Source organism: Mesorhizobium sp. WSM4836, assembly GCF_055811815.1.
Genome location: NZ_JBVVQF010000023.1, coordinates 1 through 17,578 on the forward strand (window position 1 = coordinate 1; position 17,578 = coordinate 17,578).

The following is a 17,578-nucleotide window of genomic DNA, read 5'->3' on the forward strand; positions in this document are numbered from 1 at the left end:
TCCCGCGATCGCCGAGGCGAACATCCCGCGGCGCATCTCGCCGGCTGGAGCGGCATTCTGCAGGCCGATGCCTTTGGCGGTTACGGCGATCTCTATGCGACGGGCCGTCAGCCGGCGCCTATTCTGGAAGCCAGCTGCTGGGCCCACAGTCGGCGCAAAGTGTTCGAGCTGGCCGATATCGAAGCGGCGGCGCGCAAGAAGGCGCGCGGCGAGAAACCCAACCTGGTCTATCCGCTAGCGATTGAAGCCGTGAAGCGCATCGATGCCCTGTTCGATATCGAGCGCGCGATCAACGGCCTGTTGCCGGCCCAACGCCACGCCGTGCGCCAGGAGCGGAGCGCGCCGCTGGTCACCGAGCTCGAGCGCTGGATGATCGAGACGCGCGACAAGCTCTCGCGCGGGCACGACCTGACCAAGGCCTTCAACTACATGCTGCGCCGCTGGTCATCTTTCACCCGGTTCCTCGACGATGGGCGGATCTGCCTATCCAACAATGCAGCCGAGCGAGCCCTGCGCGGCATCGCTCTCGGAAGAAAGTCCTGGCTGTTCTGCGGTTCCGATCGCGGCGGACAGCGCGCGGCCATTCTCTACAGCCTGATCGTCAGCGCCAAGATGAACGATATCGACCCGCAGGCCTGGCTCGCCGACGTCCTCGCGCGACTGCCCTATCCGGTCCATCGGATCGATGATTTGCTGCCGTGGAATTGGAGATCCGCAAAACTGCGGACCCAACCAGCTGCGGCCTGATCATGCAGCGCAATAAGGTGCATCACGTCTACACCGTCGAACGTGTCGCCAGGGACCTCGGCGTCAGCGAAGCGCTCATCCACGAACTGACCCCTGGTCTCGAGCCGGAGGACGGCGTCATCTGGGTGTACGGCGCCAACGATGACGACGGGATCTTGGCCTTCACCGATGAAGGCATCGAGGAGGTCAAACTCCTCCTCGAAGAATATCATCGCGTCTCCCCATCGAAAGCTTGACGCCAGCACCGCAGTGCTAAGGTCCTCATGGCCGCCGGATAGGCCAGTCTGCGGTCTTCACCGGATGCGTACACTATGGCCGTGAGCATGGATTATTATGTTGATCCGGGAGGCTCGACTTATTGCCGTCCTCTGAGACTGAGTCTCAATTGGAATCTACGTCCTTGGGAGGAGCTGGCATTCGCGTCTTCCTCACAAAGAAATAGAGCTCGCTTCGGAGCTGATTGCTCTGATCAAGAGCCTCCAAAACTGGGCCTTTGTCTGTTGAGTCAGACACCGGGTTAGCGCCACTCCTCAGACGAACTACATAGGGAGATCGAAATACCTCTCCCACCAGCTGGTCCGACAGGCTGAACATCGGCTGGATAACAGTCTCAAATTCGTGGCTTCTTTCTGTGCTATAGTACTGCTCGAGACCCATAATCATTATCATCAACTCAGTATTCCAATCCTCAAGGGATTGAAGATAATCCCGCCACGCCGAATCGACTTCGACTGCTGATGCACCTAGCTGCACGCGGCGAACAAAAAGGTCCGCGAGAAATACTCGCTTCCACGCTCGACGTGTGAGTGCGTCAGAGAACGCCGATTGATCAGTGCCGCGAGCCAACACCATTTCTTGCGACTGGAGCATACCAAGTTTTTGGGCGAGGCCTACACCCGCGTCCATTATCTGGATGCTGGAACCAATCGTAGCTCCAAGAAAGCTGCCCAAGATGATTCCAGACGATCGCCGAATCCGTCTGGCCCAAGGCGATGGCGGCTGAGTTTCGACAGTCTTGGGCAGGCCTCTGTCTCCCATTGATGCCTCTCACTGTGGTTCGGTCCTATCTCCATATCAAATCACTAGGTACAAAACGCGGTGCGTAGTCATCGTGACTTCTCTTCCACCACGTCGTCGGTGCCGCACACAATATGTCCACGGGAATAGGGAATTCAACCAATTGCCTCCCGTATGAATGTAGTTCAAATTGTCAGAGTTTACATGCGACACCTCAAAGGTTCTGGTATTAATGTTTATCGAAGCGCCATTCACGTACATTAAAATTAGTCTTAGGTAGCACTTTCCCGAGCATAAGCGCAAGGTGGACGCGCTCGCCGGAGGCGTCTGGCAGTCAGATAGTATCGGCGTTTTTCGGGGAACTGCCAAGTAGACGTCACCGTCAAACTTCTGGCCCTAGGTTGGCTTGGCGGCCGATTGCCATTTGAGCGAACGGCCAAAGGTTCGGCATCGCAAACTCCGCAAAGTTCAGATCAATGGCTGCAGTAGGCGTGACCTGCTCGTTCTGGCAGATGAGTCGAACCAGATGCTATTTCAGCTTCGATCGATGGTTCGGAGTATCCGGTAAACCTGCATTCGTGAGCATCCAACTGCCTTCGCAATATCGGAGATGCCCATCTTGGCGCTGTGCATCTCTCCAACGCGCTTACGATCAATTCGGGCCTTGCCCCCCGTATAAGAACCGGAGGACTTGCCGCGCTCAATCCCTTCCCTTTGTCGCTCTCTAATAAACCGGCGCTCCATTTGAGCGACCATGCCTAGGACAGTCAGCACTACATGGCCCATCTCCCCACGCGTTGAGACATGAGGGTCTAAGACAGTGACAAAGGCTCCTCGCTGCTCGCACTCATGGATCAAATTTAGAACGTCGCGAGTGTCTCGGCCGAGCCGATCGAGTCGGGTGACGACCAGTTCATCCCCGGGCCGCAGGAAGTCGATGATGGTTGCAAGCTCGGCCCGGCCGTCGCGGCTTGCACCAGAAACCTTTTCAGATCGAATGATGCTACAACCCTCGGCCTTCAGCTTGGCGACCTGCGTGTCGAGATCTTGGTCAACGGTGCTGACGCGGGCGTAGCCAATCCGGGTCATGACGTGTCACCTCAAGGTTTAGGCCCGAGGCTACCTTGTCACAAATAGTCGATGTCAACTCTGATGTTACGGTTGACGAGCGCTCACTCGTTACGTCACGTCGGGGTATACCCTGATGTGCGCACGTTGCACCTCAGCATCTACAAGCCAACAGTAGCGCCCAGTGAATGGCTCGTGTGGGGCCGGAAGCGGCCCTACCGGCTCTAGGCCGACAGCGCATGTGCAGCCTTTGAAGGATCCCAATGAGGACTAAAGGCGCATCATGCTCAGAAAGCAATCTGTCCCTGAGGCCTGAAGAAGTCCACCGGACCCAGGATTGACCCGTCACGAAGGAAGCTGATGGCGCTGTAGAAGAAGATGGGTTCTTCGATTGGCTGGACCGCCTGCGCACTGCCAGTCCTAGCCGCTTGGCAGACGGCGCGGAAAACGTGTTCCTCCACGCCGAAGAATGTGCCTGGGGCGTAGTCAAGCCGAAGCGGGTTCTCCGGGAGAAAGACCATCTTGCCATCGCTGACTTGGATCGGTTGGACTCCGCCCTGGCCGGGGAAATAGCCCCCGACAAAACGTCGGCCCTGATAGGGCGGCATGACGAGTTCCCAGACCGTTCCTGGAATGAGTATCTCATCAGGCACGAGCCCCCCGGTAGCGAGCGCCGACGATAGGATCGGTTGACGAAGCTTCGCTGCGATGCCTGCGTAGTGGAGCGTCTTAGCGGTCGCGAGCAGCAAACCGTCATCGCGCAGCGGCCCCTCTCCACGCGTCTCGGGGTCTTCAGCGAAAAGCTTCGAGTGGACCCTCGGGTTGGCTTCGCAGGAGAACCGCGTTGCGACGATAAAGCCCTTCACGGCTCGCTCCACGCCCGACGCGTCTTTAACAACGATCCGGCCGAATTGCTTCCTCCAGCGGTTGAACTCGGCGTTACCGAAGGATACCGTGGAGGTCCGTCCCTTGGCTTCCGCGATGAAAAGTTCGCCATTTCTTCCGGCGCAGAAATAGTCCGGCACATCTCCCTTTTGCACCCGCTCAATACGTGCGTTTCCAGGGCCCTCCAGCGCGCTGCGATCAAGCACGTGCTCCATGTGGGCGAAATAGGTTATGTCGAGATGCTCGTAGAGGAACCAGCGACAGAAGGCTTGGCCAAGTTCGTTGGAGACGTGGCCCTTGTAGGCTGCGTGGCTGCCGAATCCCTGGCCGCGAGCGCGGAAATCTTTCGTGGCCGCGAGGAGTTTCAGGTGGTGAAACTGTGCAGCGTCAGGGTCGGGCGGCGGGGTGCCTTGGGTATCGAGGTAGAAGTGATGAAAGAGCCGTCCCAGGTCGATTTCGATCTCTTCAGCCAGGGCCGGTGGGCTGGATTGCGCGCAAAGTGATGGCGGGGCCGAGGGGAAGTCCTTGAGAGCTATTTTGATCGTCCTGTTCACAATCCCCTCCTTGTTGATTCACAAATCTTCAGCCGGTTGCCTGCAGCCCCTGCCAGATAGCGAACGCGTAGGTGCAAGCGGAGCTTGCCTTTGCGAGGAACCGGCGGCAGGTAGCGAAATGACGGAAGCTGGGCGCGCCGAGGGCCAATCCCAAAGTCAGCCCATAGCCCTCACAACCTGCTCCACCGCCTCGGGCAAATGCCGTCTTAGCTTCAACTCGTCGATGACCTCGACCACGGATGACGAGGAACCAAAGACGCGAATGTTCATTGCGATGGGCGAGTGGACATCCACGAGCGTCTTCTTCCCGTCCGTTTTCCGGATCAGAACAAGCGGAGCCTCGGCGGCGGGCACGTCATAGTGGCGCTCTACGGTCCAATTCGCGTTGAACAAGCGCTCCAGTTCCTTAGCTAGAAACTCGAGGGAGGCCGCCGCCCGTCGTTTGGAGAACTGCGGTACCGTATCGAACATCACGTGACGCAGGAGCTGTGCGCCGACGAAGCGGTCTAGCGCGGCATGATCGAGCTTGTTCCGGAAGGTCCTCAAGCATCGGTAGCAGGAGGCGTCACAGGGGCCGGGGCAATCCTCGAGGATCTTCAGAGCTTTCTCAAATAGTTCCTGGGCACGGGGCACCATCTGAGGCGAGAAACCCGCACCGCCCGCCAACGTGTCATAGAGGAAGACTTCTACAAGGACGCCATGCGCTCCATTGTCGTTGAGTGCGGGCCGATACTCGGCGAGAATTTCTCCTGCTTCGATTTGGAGCAGTTGGCAGGCCGCAGCAGATAGCGCTTCGCAAATTGTCCGCATCGCCATCTGCGTTTCGGAATTCGCTGGGGGAAGACGGAACGCAGGGTCGAGTTTAAGCGAGAACAGCGCGATGTCTGTGCGGAAGTCACCGCCTAGGACGACGTGACGGGACACATACTGGCCTTGGCACTGTTCGTCACCGTTGCTTGGGTAAGGCAGAGGGTGAGGTTGGCTGAGATTCCATTCCGGCGAGGTCGCGGATTCGATGCGTCCGCACATCAGACAATAGGTGTAGCCCTCACGCTCCGGGCCCGAATTCGAAACGAGAAGATGATCCCGCACCGGCAAAGCGCGGATGCGCGGTCCAACCGCCTCGCCAGCCTCCTCGGCGTTAAGTGCCATAATGAGCTTGGCGCGCGTGGCGTATGCAGTGTCATTCGGCTCATCCGCCACCGTCGGTGCTTCATCACCCCACGCGTGAGCGAAGCCGGGTGGGCGGAACCAAGGGCGGGCTGGGCCGAAGCTCTTGGGTGAAGCGCAAGCCTCACATGTCAGTCGCTCGCCTATTTTGCTGAAGTCGAATTCGGGAACCGTTTTCGCATGACTGCAGCGTTCGCATTCATAGAAGAGACGGCGCCGGCCCCAGGATCGCTTCCTCTCCCCCTTGAATGGCGAGTAGATCGCCTTCGAGGTGTACTGGTGGTCCTTGATCCAAACTTGTTTGTTGGGCGCATACTGAGAGAGAGCGACGTTCAAGCCCTGACTGGGAGAGAATTTGGGGACCGCCCGGTAGGCAGTCGACTTTTCGCTGAAGACCGTGAACGTCGCCACGTCGGTGGGGAAAGCGTACCGCGGTAAGGCACCCCAATAAAGGAGCCGGTCGAGGAGATTGTCGCTGGAAGAATCAACGAGTTCGTCATTCACCGGCGATGGATCGGCTTCCAGTTCTTCGATGGCATCGGTTCCAGCGGCCTCCAGACCTTTCGAATCAGCGGTAGCTCCATCGTCCTCAGAATCCTCGTCATTTGGGGCTGACGGTGGTTCCTGATTTCCGAAGATCGCCTGGTCAAACGCCTTCGTCACGTCGGCGACGAATCCGTTGAGTAAAGCTTGGCGTGTAGCCGGGAGAAGCTGATCTGGAAGCCAGTTGTCGATTCCGGCACGCAGCTTCGTCTCGTTCGTCTTCAGCCAGTTGGCGAAATCCTTTCGATGGATTGTGCCGATGCCTTCGCGGAAGTCCTGCACCGTCCCGAGCACCGAGAAGAGGTTCGAGAGGCCCTCGCTTTTCTCATCGAGCTGCGGCAGCCGATCTTCGTGGTAGCGCTGAAGGAGGAAGGCGCGAATGTGCCGCCGAGCAATGTCTGGGTTTTCGAGAGTCAGACGCGGGTCGACGACTTGTCCACGGATCATCGCCTTTGGGTCTGAAAAATAGTGCTCGTCGTGGCTGTCGGCGCTTCCGAATGCGACGACTGTCGCGACCGCGTTGCCCCTACGGCCTGCGCGCCCGGCGCGCTGCTGATAGTTCGCGCGACTAGGCGGCATGTTGCGAAGCGCGACTCCTGACAGCTCGCCGATATCGATGCCGACTTCCATCGTCGTGGTGCTGCTGAGCACATCGATGCTGGTCTTTTCGAACTGGTCGATCTCGCGCCAGCCGATGTCAATGTCTTGAAACTCCATTTCGTGCTGCTCGGCCTGGGAAAAGGCTTCATCGGGCGCGGCAGTTCCCAACTGCGCAGTGTGTTCGGCCGCGATGATGGACAGGAGGTTGGGCTTGGTGGCGCTCAATGCCTCGATCACGGGATCACGATAGAAGCCCTTGCGGGCCTCGAAGACGGGATCGTTGTCCGGGTCGAACAGGTGCACGTCGGTAGAGCCGCATTCGATACATCGATGTAGTGTCGGAAGCGGCCGGTGCACGGAGGTGCAGGTGTTGCATCGACGCCAGTCGCCACCGATAAGGAGTGAAAGGTTGGATGCCAGCAGGCGGTCGCCTGCGCTCGTCTGCTGACACAGCTGCATCTTGAGAAGCGGCACCCAGTGCTTTAGGAAAAACCTCTTCTGATCTGGGGTCGCCCAGACATGCTTGAGGGCGCGGAAGTCCCCCTTGTGGGCGCGCACTTTTTTGCCCGTACCCCACCAATCGTCGGGCATGTCTTTGAACCAAACGCCATTCTTTCTGATCCACGCTCGAACCCACAGCCGGGCAAGCGCGACCTTGTCGGCTGGTGCGATAGCGAGACCTTCGATCGCTGGGAGCGCCTCGATTTTGGATGCGACGTCTGGCGCCTCGACGACCGACGCGACCGCGAGCGGTTCAAGCCCAAGAATATTGTGACGGATCAGTTCGTGGATCGCGTCCGTGAGATTCTGCGGAGGCGTCGTGTTCATGAGCCCGAAAAGGGCTGCTGTCGTCGGGAGTTCGCCCGACTTGGTGTTTTTCAAGCGCGGTAAGGTCTCTGACGCATTGGCCAATTTCGGCCTAAGGCGAATGCCGAACTTGTTGGCCGCAACGACGGCTGCGATCCAAGCGTGGTTCAGCCGCAATATTGGGCTAAAGCTAGGATCAGTTGCGACCATGTTGAAGCCTGCCGGCACCAGCGCGCGCAGCGTGTCTCTCAAAGAAAGATTTTGGAGCGAAGGCGCGAGACGTGCTGCGACTTGCCGAGAGTCGGAGAATGCCAGCACCTTCCGACCTCGAAGAGGAGCAAAGTCAGTGGCTTTTGCGGGGCTTGGCGGCTGCACGCTGATCTGTGAGGGCACCAACGCCTGGAAAGGTTGATCGCCCTTCGTCTGATGGTCTTGGACGCTGGTTTTTCCGCCACGAACCTTATTGCCGCAGCAGCCACATGGGATGAAGAGCCCCAGGCTCGCCGATGCGGTTGCATCTTCCACTTCGTCCTCGTCGTCCCCCTCATCCGTGCTCGGCTTTTCTGTTGAGACGGTGACAAGGCCCTGCGTGGACGGGGGTAGAAAAACAGAGCGCGTCTTGGCGCCGGGCGCGTGCTGGTTAAGACGTCCAGTTCCGAGATCATAAGTCGCCTCCAGGCCCATGTGATCCTGAGTCGGCGGCTGCAGCATGATGTCGAGAGCTTCGAATTCCTGGACAACACCTTCGGCGGTGAAGAGGCGGTGTCCCGCTTCTGGAAAGAGAATGTCGGGCTTCGAAACGTCGCGCGTGTAGGCTCGCGCATAAGAGGTGCCGCAGTAGCGACAGGTGAAGTATGGCAGGACTGGCGCCGCACAGCCGCAGCGGCCGACAGGCTGGGTGTAAAGCCGTCCGATAGGACCGCCACGCTCAGCGGGTTTAAGCTCAGTACAATCGGGATCGAGGCATGCCCACAGTCCAGGCAAGCCTCGGAAGAATGCATGGACACGGCAGGGCAGCAGGCTCGCATCGTCGTCCGTTCGGCGTGCCCTGCTCCCCATGGCGATCAGAGAATTCACGGCGCGATCTGCGGCAGTCGGGTCGGCCCTCGGAAACAAGAGGTCGCGCAATTCATCGAACGACTGCGCTGCCCTCATCGTCGAGTTCACGAGGAGGCTGAAGGGGCCGTACTCGCTCAAGGCGTCGTAGAGTCGTGAGCCGATGTTGTTGCCGTCCGCCACAACCCCGCGAGCGTTCAGAAAATCTGAGACGGCCGCAGCCTGCTTGTTCGCGTCGTCGGAAAAGAACTTGTTCAGATCGACAGTGTTGAGCGCTTGGACGTCGGCTTCGACGCCTGGTGCTTCGGCCTTCCTGAGCTTCAAATCACCCAGCACAGGAACGAAGGAGGCGGCGGGAACGCCGCTAAGCTGGTTGCCGAAGGTTCCCGCCTTCTTCTTGCCCTCCTCGCTAAAGCTGGCTGTCGCGCAGATGACCTGAAAGCGTTCTGGCGGAATCCCCAGCCGATCGCGCAGACGGCGAAGCAGCAGGCCGACTTCCGCGCCCTGCGCGCCTCGATATAGATGGGCCTCGTCGAGAACGATCAGGAACTTCTCATTGGGACAGGCCGTTAGCCATTCGCGGGTTTGATCGAAGATAGTCCGCTCGATGGGGCGGAGCATCATGTACTCCAGCATGGAGTAGTTGGTGATCAGGAGGTCGGGTGCCGTCTTCTGCGCTTCGTAACGCGTTAGGAGTTCGGCATCGTCATTGAGGGTGACAGCGCGGCAAAACTCGCCACCTTTCTTCCATTCGCCTGATCCAAACCATTCCGTGATGTCTTCTTTCGCAGGCCACTTACCTCGCTTCATGAGTGAGCCACGAAGTTCGAAGGCGCGTTTGTCCTCGTCCGCGATGATTGGTTTGCCGGTTAGGTGACGCTCAGCCGCCCTGTCGATCTCTACAAAGAATTCCCCGATTGACCTGAGCCGTTGGCCATCCTTCTTTCGTGAACGCACGCCAGCGTAAGGCGTGCGACTGGTATAGCGCGCGAACTTCGCAGTGCGCCCGGACCACTCGATAAACATCGAGCGCACGCGCTCATGCCCGAACAACAGGCGCAGACGTCCAAGCTGATCGTTGACCAGCGCGTTCATTGGATATAGCACCATCGCTCTGACAGCAGAGTAGTCGAGAAACTGTTCGCTTTTCTCCCGCGCTTCTATGGCGAGCTTGCCGAGGATGGGAAGTAGGAAGGACTCGGTCTTACCCGAGCCAGTCCCCGTCATGATCATGAGATTCGATTGGTCTTTCAGGACCGTGCGGATCGCATCTGCCTGGTGCGTGTAGGGAGGATCGAACAATAGCGGCTTGCCATATTGCTCGTTCGATAGCCGCACATAGGCCTCAAGCGCAGCCGAAGGAACTCCCTCCATCTCGGCGTATTTGGCCCCGGTTTGGTAGCGTGGAGTCGATTCCAGATAGGGCAGCTGAAAGATGCCACCGGCTTGTTCCAACAGCGTGTGGCGTTGTGCGACCACCTTCGGGTCGGCGATGTGGTAGGTCGCTTCGATGTAGCCGATCAGGGAGGATTGTAGGCTCACAATCGTCTCTTGGATGGTGAGCGTCATCGCCGTGCTCCTTCGCGATTTGGCTGCATCCACAGTGTTGATTGAAGCAAAGCGATCTCCGCCTTTTGCATGGCCGTTGGCATCGAATATCGGAAAAGACAGTTATAGGCCGGCGACTTAGAGCCGACCAACGCGAGTCGCCGCTCAGCGAACGACGGCAGCGGGCAATGAAAATCGAAGTGCGTAAGAGCGCCCTCATCGAGCACATCGAACTCCTGCGGCGAATCTCGTGTGGCGTCGATGGCTGCCTGAAGCCGCCAAGCCGAATCACAGCCCCGTTCGAATGAGTCAGTAGGCGACAGGTCGATCAAGCGACGTGCTTTGCCCATCTCTAGATCGACAACAGACCACAGCTTGAACCCGTAGGCTTGCGGCCGACGAGCAACGAACATTCCGCTGTCAGTGGCGAGAGGGGACCGCCATCGCCCTCTGTAAAACCTCGACGATTTTTCGGGCCCAAGAATTTCAAGTCCGTCGATAATCGGCGCACAAAAAGGGGCGACCGTCAGCCGCGCTCTCAAGGTATCAACGTAATCTTTCGCGCTTGCTACCGCAGGCAGCCGCAGCCACGCGCCTTCTTTGAGTTCCGAAAGACCGAGGCTTCGCAAATGTGTGCCCAGCTCTTGATCATCAGGACGGTTCAAGGTGCGAACTGGACCATCGTCATTGACCAATTTTGCGAGGTCGTCGGGCAGCGCCGATGGGAAGTCGCCGGCGACGCCGAGGATGATTGCTTCATGCGGTGAGCGGAGCACGAACGCGGGAGAGGCCGGACGTAAGGTGACAGCGGGGACATCCCACTCGTCACCAACAATCTTACGCATCTCGAGAATGTCCCCGTAGGCGATGAGATCTTCCAACGCTAGTTCGACAGCGTCGCGAATGTTCTGGGTGCCACCAAGAGGATCGCCGACAAACCTGATCAGGTCCGCTGACGAACATGGCGCCAGCAAGTAGCTCCCACGCCGCAACGCAGGCTTCAGTACGTCGTGTATGGCGCCAGACGGTGGAAGTCCCAAAGCGACTGATGTCAGAGCTACAAGTTCGGCAGGTTCGATCGCACGCATCACGCGGTCTCCTTTAAGATCGCGGTTGCGGGCATTCGTGAAACAGCGTGAGCAAGGAACGCACCGCGCTGTAAATGCCCTTGGTCGAGAAGATGGGCGAGAAACTCCGTCTTGTCATCGATGGCGTCGAGGCGAAGCTTGAGCGGACGATAGGCTAAGGTGAGAGCGAGCCGCGCCAACCATTCGTCCGACTCCACCTGGTAGTGCCTGGCGTAGTGGACGAACGCTGGGACGGCCGACACGTAGTCAGTGGGCCAGTCGCTCCGCCTCATTCGATAGCCAAAGCCCTGCGAACCACCGACCTTCGCCTGGGCTTGGTCGAGCGACGGTGGGTTACTCAGCACAAGGCCAGCGAAGTCGCGCCCGCAGCAGAGGGCAGTGAGTTCCTCACGCAAACGTCTCACCGTCAGGTCGCGACGAACCAATGCCCAATGACCGACAGGTTTCGCTTTCTCCCACCGACGCATGCCATCGATCAGCCGGATGACCGCAAGCCCCCGGTGCGGTGGGAGCGAAAGGTTCTGCTTCGTTCCGAGCGACGAGAAGTCCTTGAACTTCGAGTTGGAAGGAGCGCTTACGAAGATCGACTGCGTCAGGTTCTTATACCGCGCGACGTATAGCGCTCCTTCGCCGTCGGGTCTTATGCCAACGAGCGCGGTTTCTAGGGGGAGTGGAGACTTCTCCATCGGATTGCCGAGCGAGTAGCAACTGAGCTTCGGCAATTCCTCGTGATCTGTTTCGTCAATCAACCGCACCGCCCCATTGGTGGGATTGAACTTCCAGCGAAGTGGTTCGACGGTGCGTGGGAAGCGTTCCGCCTGTCTGCCAAGTTCGTCGAGGCTTGCGACGATGTCGATCTGATACGCTTCGTCGATTTGGTCCGAGTACCGGCGACATGCCTTTTCAAGGGCCGCGGACAGTAGGTTTGACGGCTCGCCTACACGCGTTGCACCGAGCTGCATAGTGCACTCAGGATGTCCTGCTGCGCCGTAGGCGACGAGGGACCATTGAACCCCCCGACGCGGTGGTCCGAAGGCTTGTAACGTGGCGCCCCCGCTCACTACCATTTCGAAGGTCGCGTCCGGCGGCTCAATGATCAGGCGAAATCCCGATTTGCCGCGCATGGCCTCCGGCCAGGCCTGGGGGGCCAAGATTTCAAACTCGAACATGTCGGAGGGGGTGGCCCACTCGCCGTTCGCTGTCAGAAGCGGCTTGAAGGCGAGCGAATGCCTCCCTGGCTCAAGATGCTCAATAGCGATCAACGCTCTAGAGTTGGAACACGCTATGATTTGGGGTTCGGCCTCGTCAAGCGAGACCATCAGTCGGGCGACTTCGGTATCTGCGGACGCGGCGACAAGGACAGGCTCGGTGACCAGCCAAGCTGGTAGATCGCCGGGCCTCGGGCTAAGCCCGACCGGAGCCACACTGATGCCTGTGCGCACGCTAATCCCGAGTGCCTTAAAGGCTTTACGATGGGCCTCGGTGAGTATGGACGGTGTTCTAGTGGCGTAGGCTTCGACGTCCTTCGCGAGCACCACGGCCCGCCGTAGACCAGCACTCTCGATCACATCGTTTCGCAAGTTTCCTCGAACGAGCAAAACGTAGTCTTGACCTGATCGCACATGGCCGCCCAGCACCTCTCTATATGCGCCATCGAGTTGCCGACGCAGAACCCAGGCTGGTCTCTCGTCGATGCGAGCGACGCTGCCAAGCAAGGCTGCCATCTCATCGCTTGAGTCCTCCGCGGTCACAAGATCAGCATTCGGTGCCGGGAAGACATCGAGCCGACGTTCACCGCCGCTCAAAGCGAGCAGGACTGATGCCGGCTGGGAGGGTTCATCCTTCCCGGCAAATCGAATGCGCTGCCCTGCGAGGTTGTCGCGGTTGAGCCCAGCGCTGCGAAAATCTGGAAGCCTGAGACCAAGTCCGACATGTCCGTCTGGGGACTTGCGGGCGAGGAGCGTGAAGCAGCCTGCGAAAGCTTCCTTTTGCTTGGCGAGATCGCGGCCTGAAGGTTTGGGTCGAAGCTCGGCACCGATCTTGAAGGTAGTGCTCTCAATCACGCGACGCGCGTCGCGCAAGTAGGAGCGTGCATCCCGTCTGCGTTCCAAGTCGGAGACGATCTTGCTCAGGACGGACGGCTCGATACGCGTGACTTCAGGCGCACGCCCTTCGTCACGCAGTGCGAGCAAGATCTGGCTTGTCAATTCCGTTTGTTGGAGGAAGTCGCGAAAGCGTGACGAGGTTCCGCTGTAGCGATCAAGGAGGAGTTGGCCGACTGCATCACCGCCAGCCTGAACGGCTCGGGGTAATGCAAATCGCTGGTCGAAGAGATGATGGGCGAACGGCGTCTGAAGGTAGAGTGGAAGGATTGCTCCGCTGATAGGCCACGCAATGATATTAAAGTGACCGGCCCAGCGTCCCTTCGGTTCTGGCCCGCCGAACTCCACGCTGAAACGCCGATAAAAATTGCGTAGTCGCTGCCGATAGTCGTTTGTCCGCCACTCGTCCGGATGCCGTTCGAGTGCGGGCCAAAATTCGTCTCCAGAATACCGGTAGCCGGCTTCTGCGCCGATTGCGCACCATACAAGCCAGTGCGAGGCCGATGGCGGCAGATAGCGAATCGAGGCGCTAGCCGAGTTCCAAACTTCTTCGACTTGGTCCGACGTCAGGCCGTGTTCGAGGGCATAGACAGGATACCGAGCCTCGCGGCGCCGCTTGGCGATCGCGGAAAAGGTCTCCATGAGCCTGTGCTGAACTCCCCCGAGCATACCGCTATCCGGTACCGCGCTTGGCAGCGGTGGGCAACTCGACCTTGCGCTTGATCAGATTGGGAATCTGCTCACGCGTCCAGGAGCGGTAGTCGATCTCTCCGCGTTCAGCCCGCGGCAGGATCCACCGTTCACGTGCTAGGTCGGAAATCTGCGAAACGCTCCGCAATGTCGAGAAGTCGGGCTTCGCCTTGCCATCCTTAAGCACCTCGTAGGCGTTCTCAGCCAGCGTCGAGATAAAAACTTCGCGCTGGATGCCGTGTTTCAGGATGTTTTCGTTGACGTTCAAACCGACCAGTGCGGCCCGAATCGCACGCAGCCTCCAATTCGGGCCTTCGCCGAAGACGTGTTTGTCGGCGTAGTCGTGATCCCGTTCTCGAAGGTACGCCCGCATCTTTTCGAAGAGGCTGTCGGTGATGTGGAAGTGCCCGAAGCCTTTCGTGAAGCCGAGGGGCTTCAGGTAGGTGAGGTCGTCGAGTCTAAGACGATTATAGACGGATGAGCGACCCATAGAAGAGGTGGTCGTGACGGCGAGAAGTTTGGCGTGCTTGGCCGACTTTGAGATCACCCCAATCGTTTCGCCGTAGGCACGGTTGAAGTCCTTCAAAACCTCCTTCGAGCGAATGAGGCACGCCACTGCCTTGCCACCCAGCAGGAAGCTGTACGGGGGAACCGCGCCTAGCACGTAGGCATCGAGAAGGCCAACAAGGCGCCTGGCGCGATCGTGAACGTCCCAGCCGATCTCGTTGTCACGGACGGAGAGATTGTAAACTGGATCACCAAGGGCGATAACGCCTGCTAGGCGGCTGTGGCCATCATCCCAAACGAGGTACCGCATGCGCCGGCCAAACCCCGGGGATACCGGGACCGACCAAGTCAGTGTGGCGATGCGAAACAGGTCGGCTTCGGCCGTGCCGCTGCGCACCAGGATCAGGCGGAATTTGATCTTCGTGGGATCGATCTCCGCGCCATTGGCAAAGTGCGGCAACGCCTTTGGAAGTGCTCGTGCAATGAGGGGCAGAGCAGCGGTCATCTTCTCGCGCCACTGGCTGCGATGGAGGTTGCGCACGACTTCCTTTCCACCGTCAGGAAGTACGAGGTCGCCATTGTCGTCCTTCGTAAAACCGAGCGTGCGCAAATGATTGCGGAGAGCGCGCTTTAACTTCGCCTCAGCACTAAATGGCTGCGCTACACGCGCCTGCTTAAAAATCATAGTCCCCTCCGGCCACATGGATTTTGAACATTCTATAGACGCAACTACAAGCCGTGATTGTCGTCGCTAAACTTATTTCTTGCGCTGTGGACGGATAAAGCAAAGGGAACGGATTCACTCGGGATGGGCAAAAAAGAGAATGTCCGCTAGACGAAATGAGGCTTCGCAAGAACCTTGCCGAGGTAGTCGCCAGCGTGATCTGAGTTGAAGTCCAGCCACCACGTGTAACAGCATCGGTTTGGGGTTACGCGAAGCCGAGTCGGCCGGGCCAAAGCCATGTTGAGTAGCCCGCCAATGTCAGGAGTAAAGCTGGTCCTTGCTAATAGCGAAATTTTCGCCTTGATCCCGCGTCCCTGTTGACGCACATCTCATCGTCATGATGCGCGGTGTCACTATTGCCCCCTCCGAGGTTGCCTCTACGTATGAGGTCACGACGAAGGTGTTTGTCCTCGGCAGTTTGTCAAAGGGCGTGACGGTTTATCAACAACAAGTTCGAGCTTTGAACCTAGCCTGGGCGCTGCAGGAACTTAACGTTCAGGGGCGACGAGCCCTAACCAATGTCGCGGTCATCGGCGGCGGCGCAGCAGGCTTAACATTCGCTGCGGCGATGTCGTCCTTCACCGGGGTGCACGTGACGTTATTTGAGCAGAGGTGGGATTTGTGCCCGCTCCAGCAAGGCTCCGACACGCGGTGGTTGCATCCCTTCATATATAACTGGCCGGCTGCGGGAAGTCGCAGGCCGAGTGCCAGCCTACCGGTATTAAACTGGAACGCAGGTAAGGCTTCAGACGTTGCCGCCAAAATGCTTGACACGTTCGGTGACCGCTGCACGGAGAATGAGGGCGGCGGTGGGCTTGTTCCTAAAGTATTTCTCGGCTTGGGTCACCTCAGAGTAGACGCCCATCGGGGCGAAGTGGAGTGGTTGGGTTTGGCCGCTAACCGGGCCGGACGACACTTTCGCGCCGGTGAACCCGCCGGTAACCGTCAAAGTTACGACACCATCGTAGTTGCTGCAGGGTTTGGCTTGGAAGCCGGGCAGCTAACCCAAGGGGCTGTTGCCTCGGCTTCTTACTGGCGAAATGACACTTTGGGGCAGCCGGTTCTAACTGGAGCAAGGCCGGTGTTTGTCGTATCAGGCCATGGCGACGGAGGTTTGGTGGATCTCTGCCGCTTGACGATCGAGCGTTTCCGTCAAGACACCATACTTGCGGAGCTACTTTTAGGCGATCTTGACGATGTTGAAAAGGAATTGCGAACACTGATTGGACCGGCCGGTGGTCGCTTGCCCGGCAACGTCAAGAAAATGCTGGACAACGCACCAAAATCGCTGGCCAGACACCTTGAGACCGCAACAGAAAGGTTGCGATCTCGGCTGCGCAAAGACGTGCGCGCGGTTTTACACGTGAAGCCCGAGGAGGGCGAGGACTGGAGTGTCGATCGTCTCTTCGAGAATAAGAGTTCTTTTTTGAATAGGTTTCTGCTGTACTTGCTTTATGATGCAGGTGCATTTGCAATAACCTTGGAGCCGATTGCTCATTTTGCGAAGCGGCAGGGGATCCCGAAAAGTCATATCGTGCAGCGTCACGGGACTGGCTCATATGCACATATTCTCAGTCTCTTTTCGGACCATACCAAGGTGGAGGCGAGATTGACGAAATTGAAGAAAAGTGACGATCAATCGTCCGAGGAGCTTTGGCTGCCGGGCATCTTTTCTCCTGATCCAAGAGGATTAGCGCCATGACACCTGCTGTTCATCCATTCGAGCCTAAGCAAAGCAAAATAGAACACCCCGAGCCAGTCCCGGGCGCATCGCAACTGGTGGCGCTGCCGTTCACCGCGGCCATAGCAGGATATCTGCGCAGTTTGGGTATCGCTGACAGAACTCGGGTTGTGCTCCATCGTGCCGTCAATCGTGAGGGGGGAGAATATCTGCAGCAACTGAGCGCCTACTCAGGAATTCCGTACAACTCAAATGCCGCCGGTAGGATGAACGCTGTCACAACGGGCATCATGGGAAAAGCCTTTGCCCTCCAAAGGATAGTGAGAACGCGAGCTTACCCGACGTCCGATGCTTTACTGAGCGACTTGAAGGAGGATATGAAGGACATTGGCGATAATCGCGATATCAAAACGGTAGCTCTGTCCTATGTAGCAATTCCGATGAGGTCTCCAGACGAATCTGTGGCTGCGATACTCTATGCCGATAGTTTTTCGTTCAACGCTTTTGCCGATGACGACCGACTTAATTGCCTAGTTGGTATGTGCGATGAATTTTGCCTGCTACTTGACAATCTAACCGAGCAGTCGCTTCCAGGAATTAGAAATTACGAACTGACGCGAGGGAAGCCTGTTGAAGATTCATCAACCGTCTATCCAAGACTTCAGCAGGTACTTGAAGACCATGTGACGCCAAAATTTGCTCAGCTTACATCGCTCAATTTTGAAGCCGGGAGCTAGCGCCTCCGGTGTCGACTCAGTTTGGGGCGTCTCAATGCAGAGCGTCTTTGTGTC

The 17,578-nt window shown here is 58.2% G+C and carries 11 protein-coding genes; 4 read left to right on the plus strand and 7 right to left on the minus strand.

Features of this window, described 5'->3' with window-relative positions:
* On the plus strand, positions 1–747 hold a 747-nt coding region (gene tnpC / locus AC0L2P_RS24065), incomplete at its 5' end, for an IS66 family transposase (RefSeq protein WP_473504649.1).
* Between the two features lie 2 nt (positions 748–749).
* A complete protein-coding gene (locus AC0L2P_RS24070) occupies positions 750–983 on the plus strand; it encodes a hypothetical protein (RefSeq protein WP_473504650.1) in 234 nt (77 codons plus the stop codon).
* Positions 984–1,128: 145 nt separating this feature from the next.
* Here the strand turns inward: AC0L2P_RS24070 and AC0L2P_RS24075 are convergent, their stop codons facing one another.
* The 7 genes from AC0L2P_RS24075 to AC0L2P_RS24105 all read right to left on the minus strand — a co-directional run bounded on the left by AC0L2P_RS24075 (position 1,129) and on the right by AC0L2P_RS24105 (position 15,067).
* Complete coding sequence (locus tag AC0L2P_RS24075; protein ID WP_473504652.1) at positions 1,129–1,698, minus strand: hypothetical protein; 570 nt, start codon at positions 1,696–1,698, stop codon at positions 1,129–1,131.
* 600 nt (positions 1,699–2,298) lie between these two features.
* A complete protein-coding gene (locus tag AC0L2P_RS24080) occupies positions 2,299–2,853 on the minus strand; it encodes a recombinase family protein (RefSeq protein ID WP_473504654.1) in 555 nt (184 codons plus the stop codon).
* A 266-nt stretch (positions 2,854–3,119) separates the two neighbouring features.
* On the minus strand, positions 3,120–4,271 hold the full coding sequence (locus AC0L2P_RS24085; protein WP_473504656.1) for a hypothetical protein: 1,152 nt from the start codon (positions 4,269–4,271) through the stop codon (positions 3,120–3,122).
* A 156-nt stretch (positions 4,272–4,427) separates the two neighbouring features.
* A complete protein-coding gene (locus AC0L2P_RS24090) occupies positions 4,428–10,016 on the minus strand; it encodes a DEAD/DEAH box helicase (RefSeq protein ID WP_473504658.1) in 5,589 nt (1,862 codons plus the stop codon).
* The gene (locus AC0L2P_RS24095) at positions 10,013–11,083 is read right to left on the minus strand and encodes a hypothetical protein (protein WP_473504660.1); all 1,071 of its coding nucleotides are present in this window, start codon (positions 11,081–11,083) and stop codon (positions 10,013–10,015) included. Before AC0L2P_RS24095 ends, AC0L2P_RS24090 begins: the two co-directional genes overlap by 4 nt.
* The gene (locus tag AC0L2P_RS24100) at positions 11,083–13,827 is read right to left on the minus strand and encodes a hypothetical protein (protein ID WP_473504662.1); all 2,745 of its coding nucleotides are present in this window, start codon (positions 13,825–13,827) and stop codon (positions 11,083–11,085) included. The genes AC0L2P_RS24095 and AC0L2P_RS24100 overlap by 1 nt, the downstream gene beginning before the upstream one ends.
* A gap of 31 nt (positions 13,828–13,858) precedes the next feature.
* On the minus strand, positions 13,859–15,067 hold the full coding sequence (locus AC0L2P_RS24105) for a Druantia anti-phage system protein DruA (protein WP_473504664.1): 1,209 nt from the start codon (positions 15,065–15,067) through the stop codon (positions 13,859–13,861).
* A 376-nt stretch (positions 15,068–15,443) separates the two neighbouring features.
* On the opposite strand from AC0L2P_RS24105, the gene AC0L2P_RS24110 reads away from it, so the two are divergent.
* Entirely contained in the window at positions 15,444–16,808 is a 1,365-nt protein-coding gene (locus AC0L2P_RS24110) for an NAD(P)-binding protein (RefSeq protein ID WP_473504666.1), read from the plus strand.
* The gene (locus tag AC0L2P_RS24115; RefSeq protein WP_473504668.1) at positions 16,805–17,524 is read left to right on the plus strand and encodes a hypothetical protein; all 720 of its coding nucleotides are present in this window, start codon (positions 16,805–16,807) and stop codon (positions 17,522–17,524) included. The genes AC0L2P_RS24110 and AC0L2P_RS24115 overlap by 4 nt, the downstream gene beginning before the upstream one ends.
* Positions 17,525–17,578 lie beyond the last annotated feature (54 nt).

Excerpts from the sequence above, each read along its gene's own strand:
- AC0L2P_RS24090 (WP_473504658.1), bottom strand. The coding sequence starts at position 10,016 with ATGACGCTCACCATCCAAGAGACGATTGTGAGCCTACAATCCTCCCTG.
- AC0L2P_RS24100 (WP_473504662.1), bottom strand. The coding sequence starts at position 13,827 with ATGGAGACCTTTTCCGCGATCGCCAAGCGGCGCCGCGAGGCTCGGTAT.
- AC0L2P_RS24115 (WP_473504668.1), top strand. The coding sequence starts at position 16,805 with ATGACACCTGCTGTTCATCCATTCGAGCCTAAGCAAAGCAAAATAGAA.
- AC0L2P_RS24070 (WP_473504650.1), top strand. The coding sequence starts at position 750 with ATGCAGCGCAATAAGGTGCATCACGTCTACACCGTCGAACGTGTCGCC.
- AC0L2P_RS24095 (WP_473504660.1), bottom strand. The coding sequence starts at position 11,083 with ATGCGTGCGATCGAACCTGCCGAACTTGTAGCTCTGACATCAGTCGCT.
- AC0L2P_RS24105 (WP_473504664.1), bottom strand. The coding sequence starts at position 15,067 with ATGATTTTTAAGCAGGCGCGTGTAGCGCAGCCATTTAGTGCTGAGGCG.
- AC0L2P_RS24080 (WP_473504654.1), bottom strand. The coding sequence starts at position 2,853 with ATGACCCGGATTGGCTACGCCCGCGTCAGCACCGTTGACCAAGATCTC.
- AC0L2P_RS24110 (WP_473504666.1), top strand. The coding sequence starts at position 15,444 with ATGATGCGCGGTGTCACTATTGCCCCCTCCGAGGTTGCCTCTACGTAT.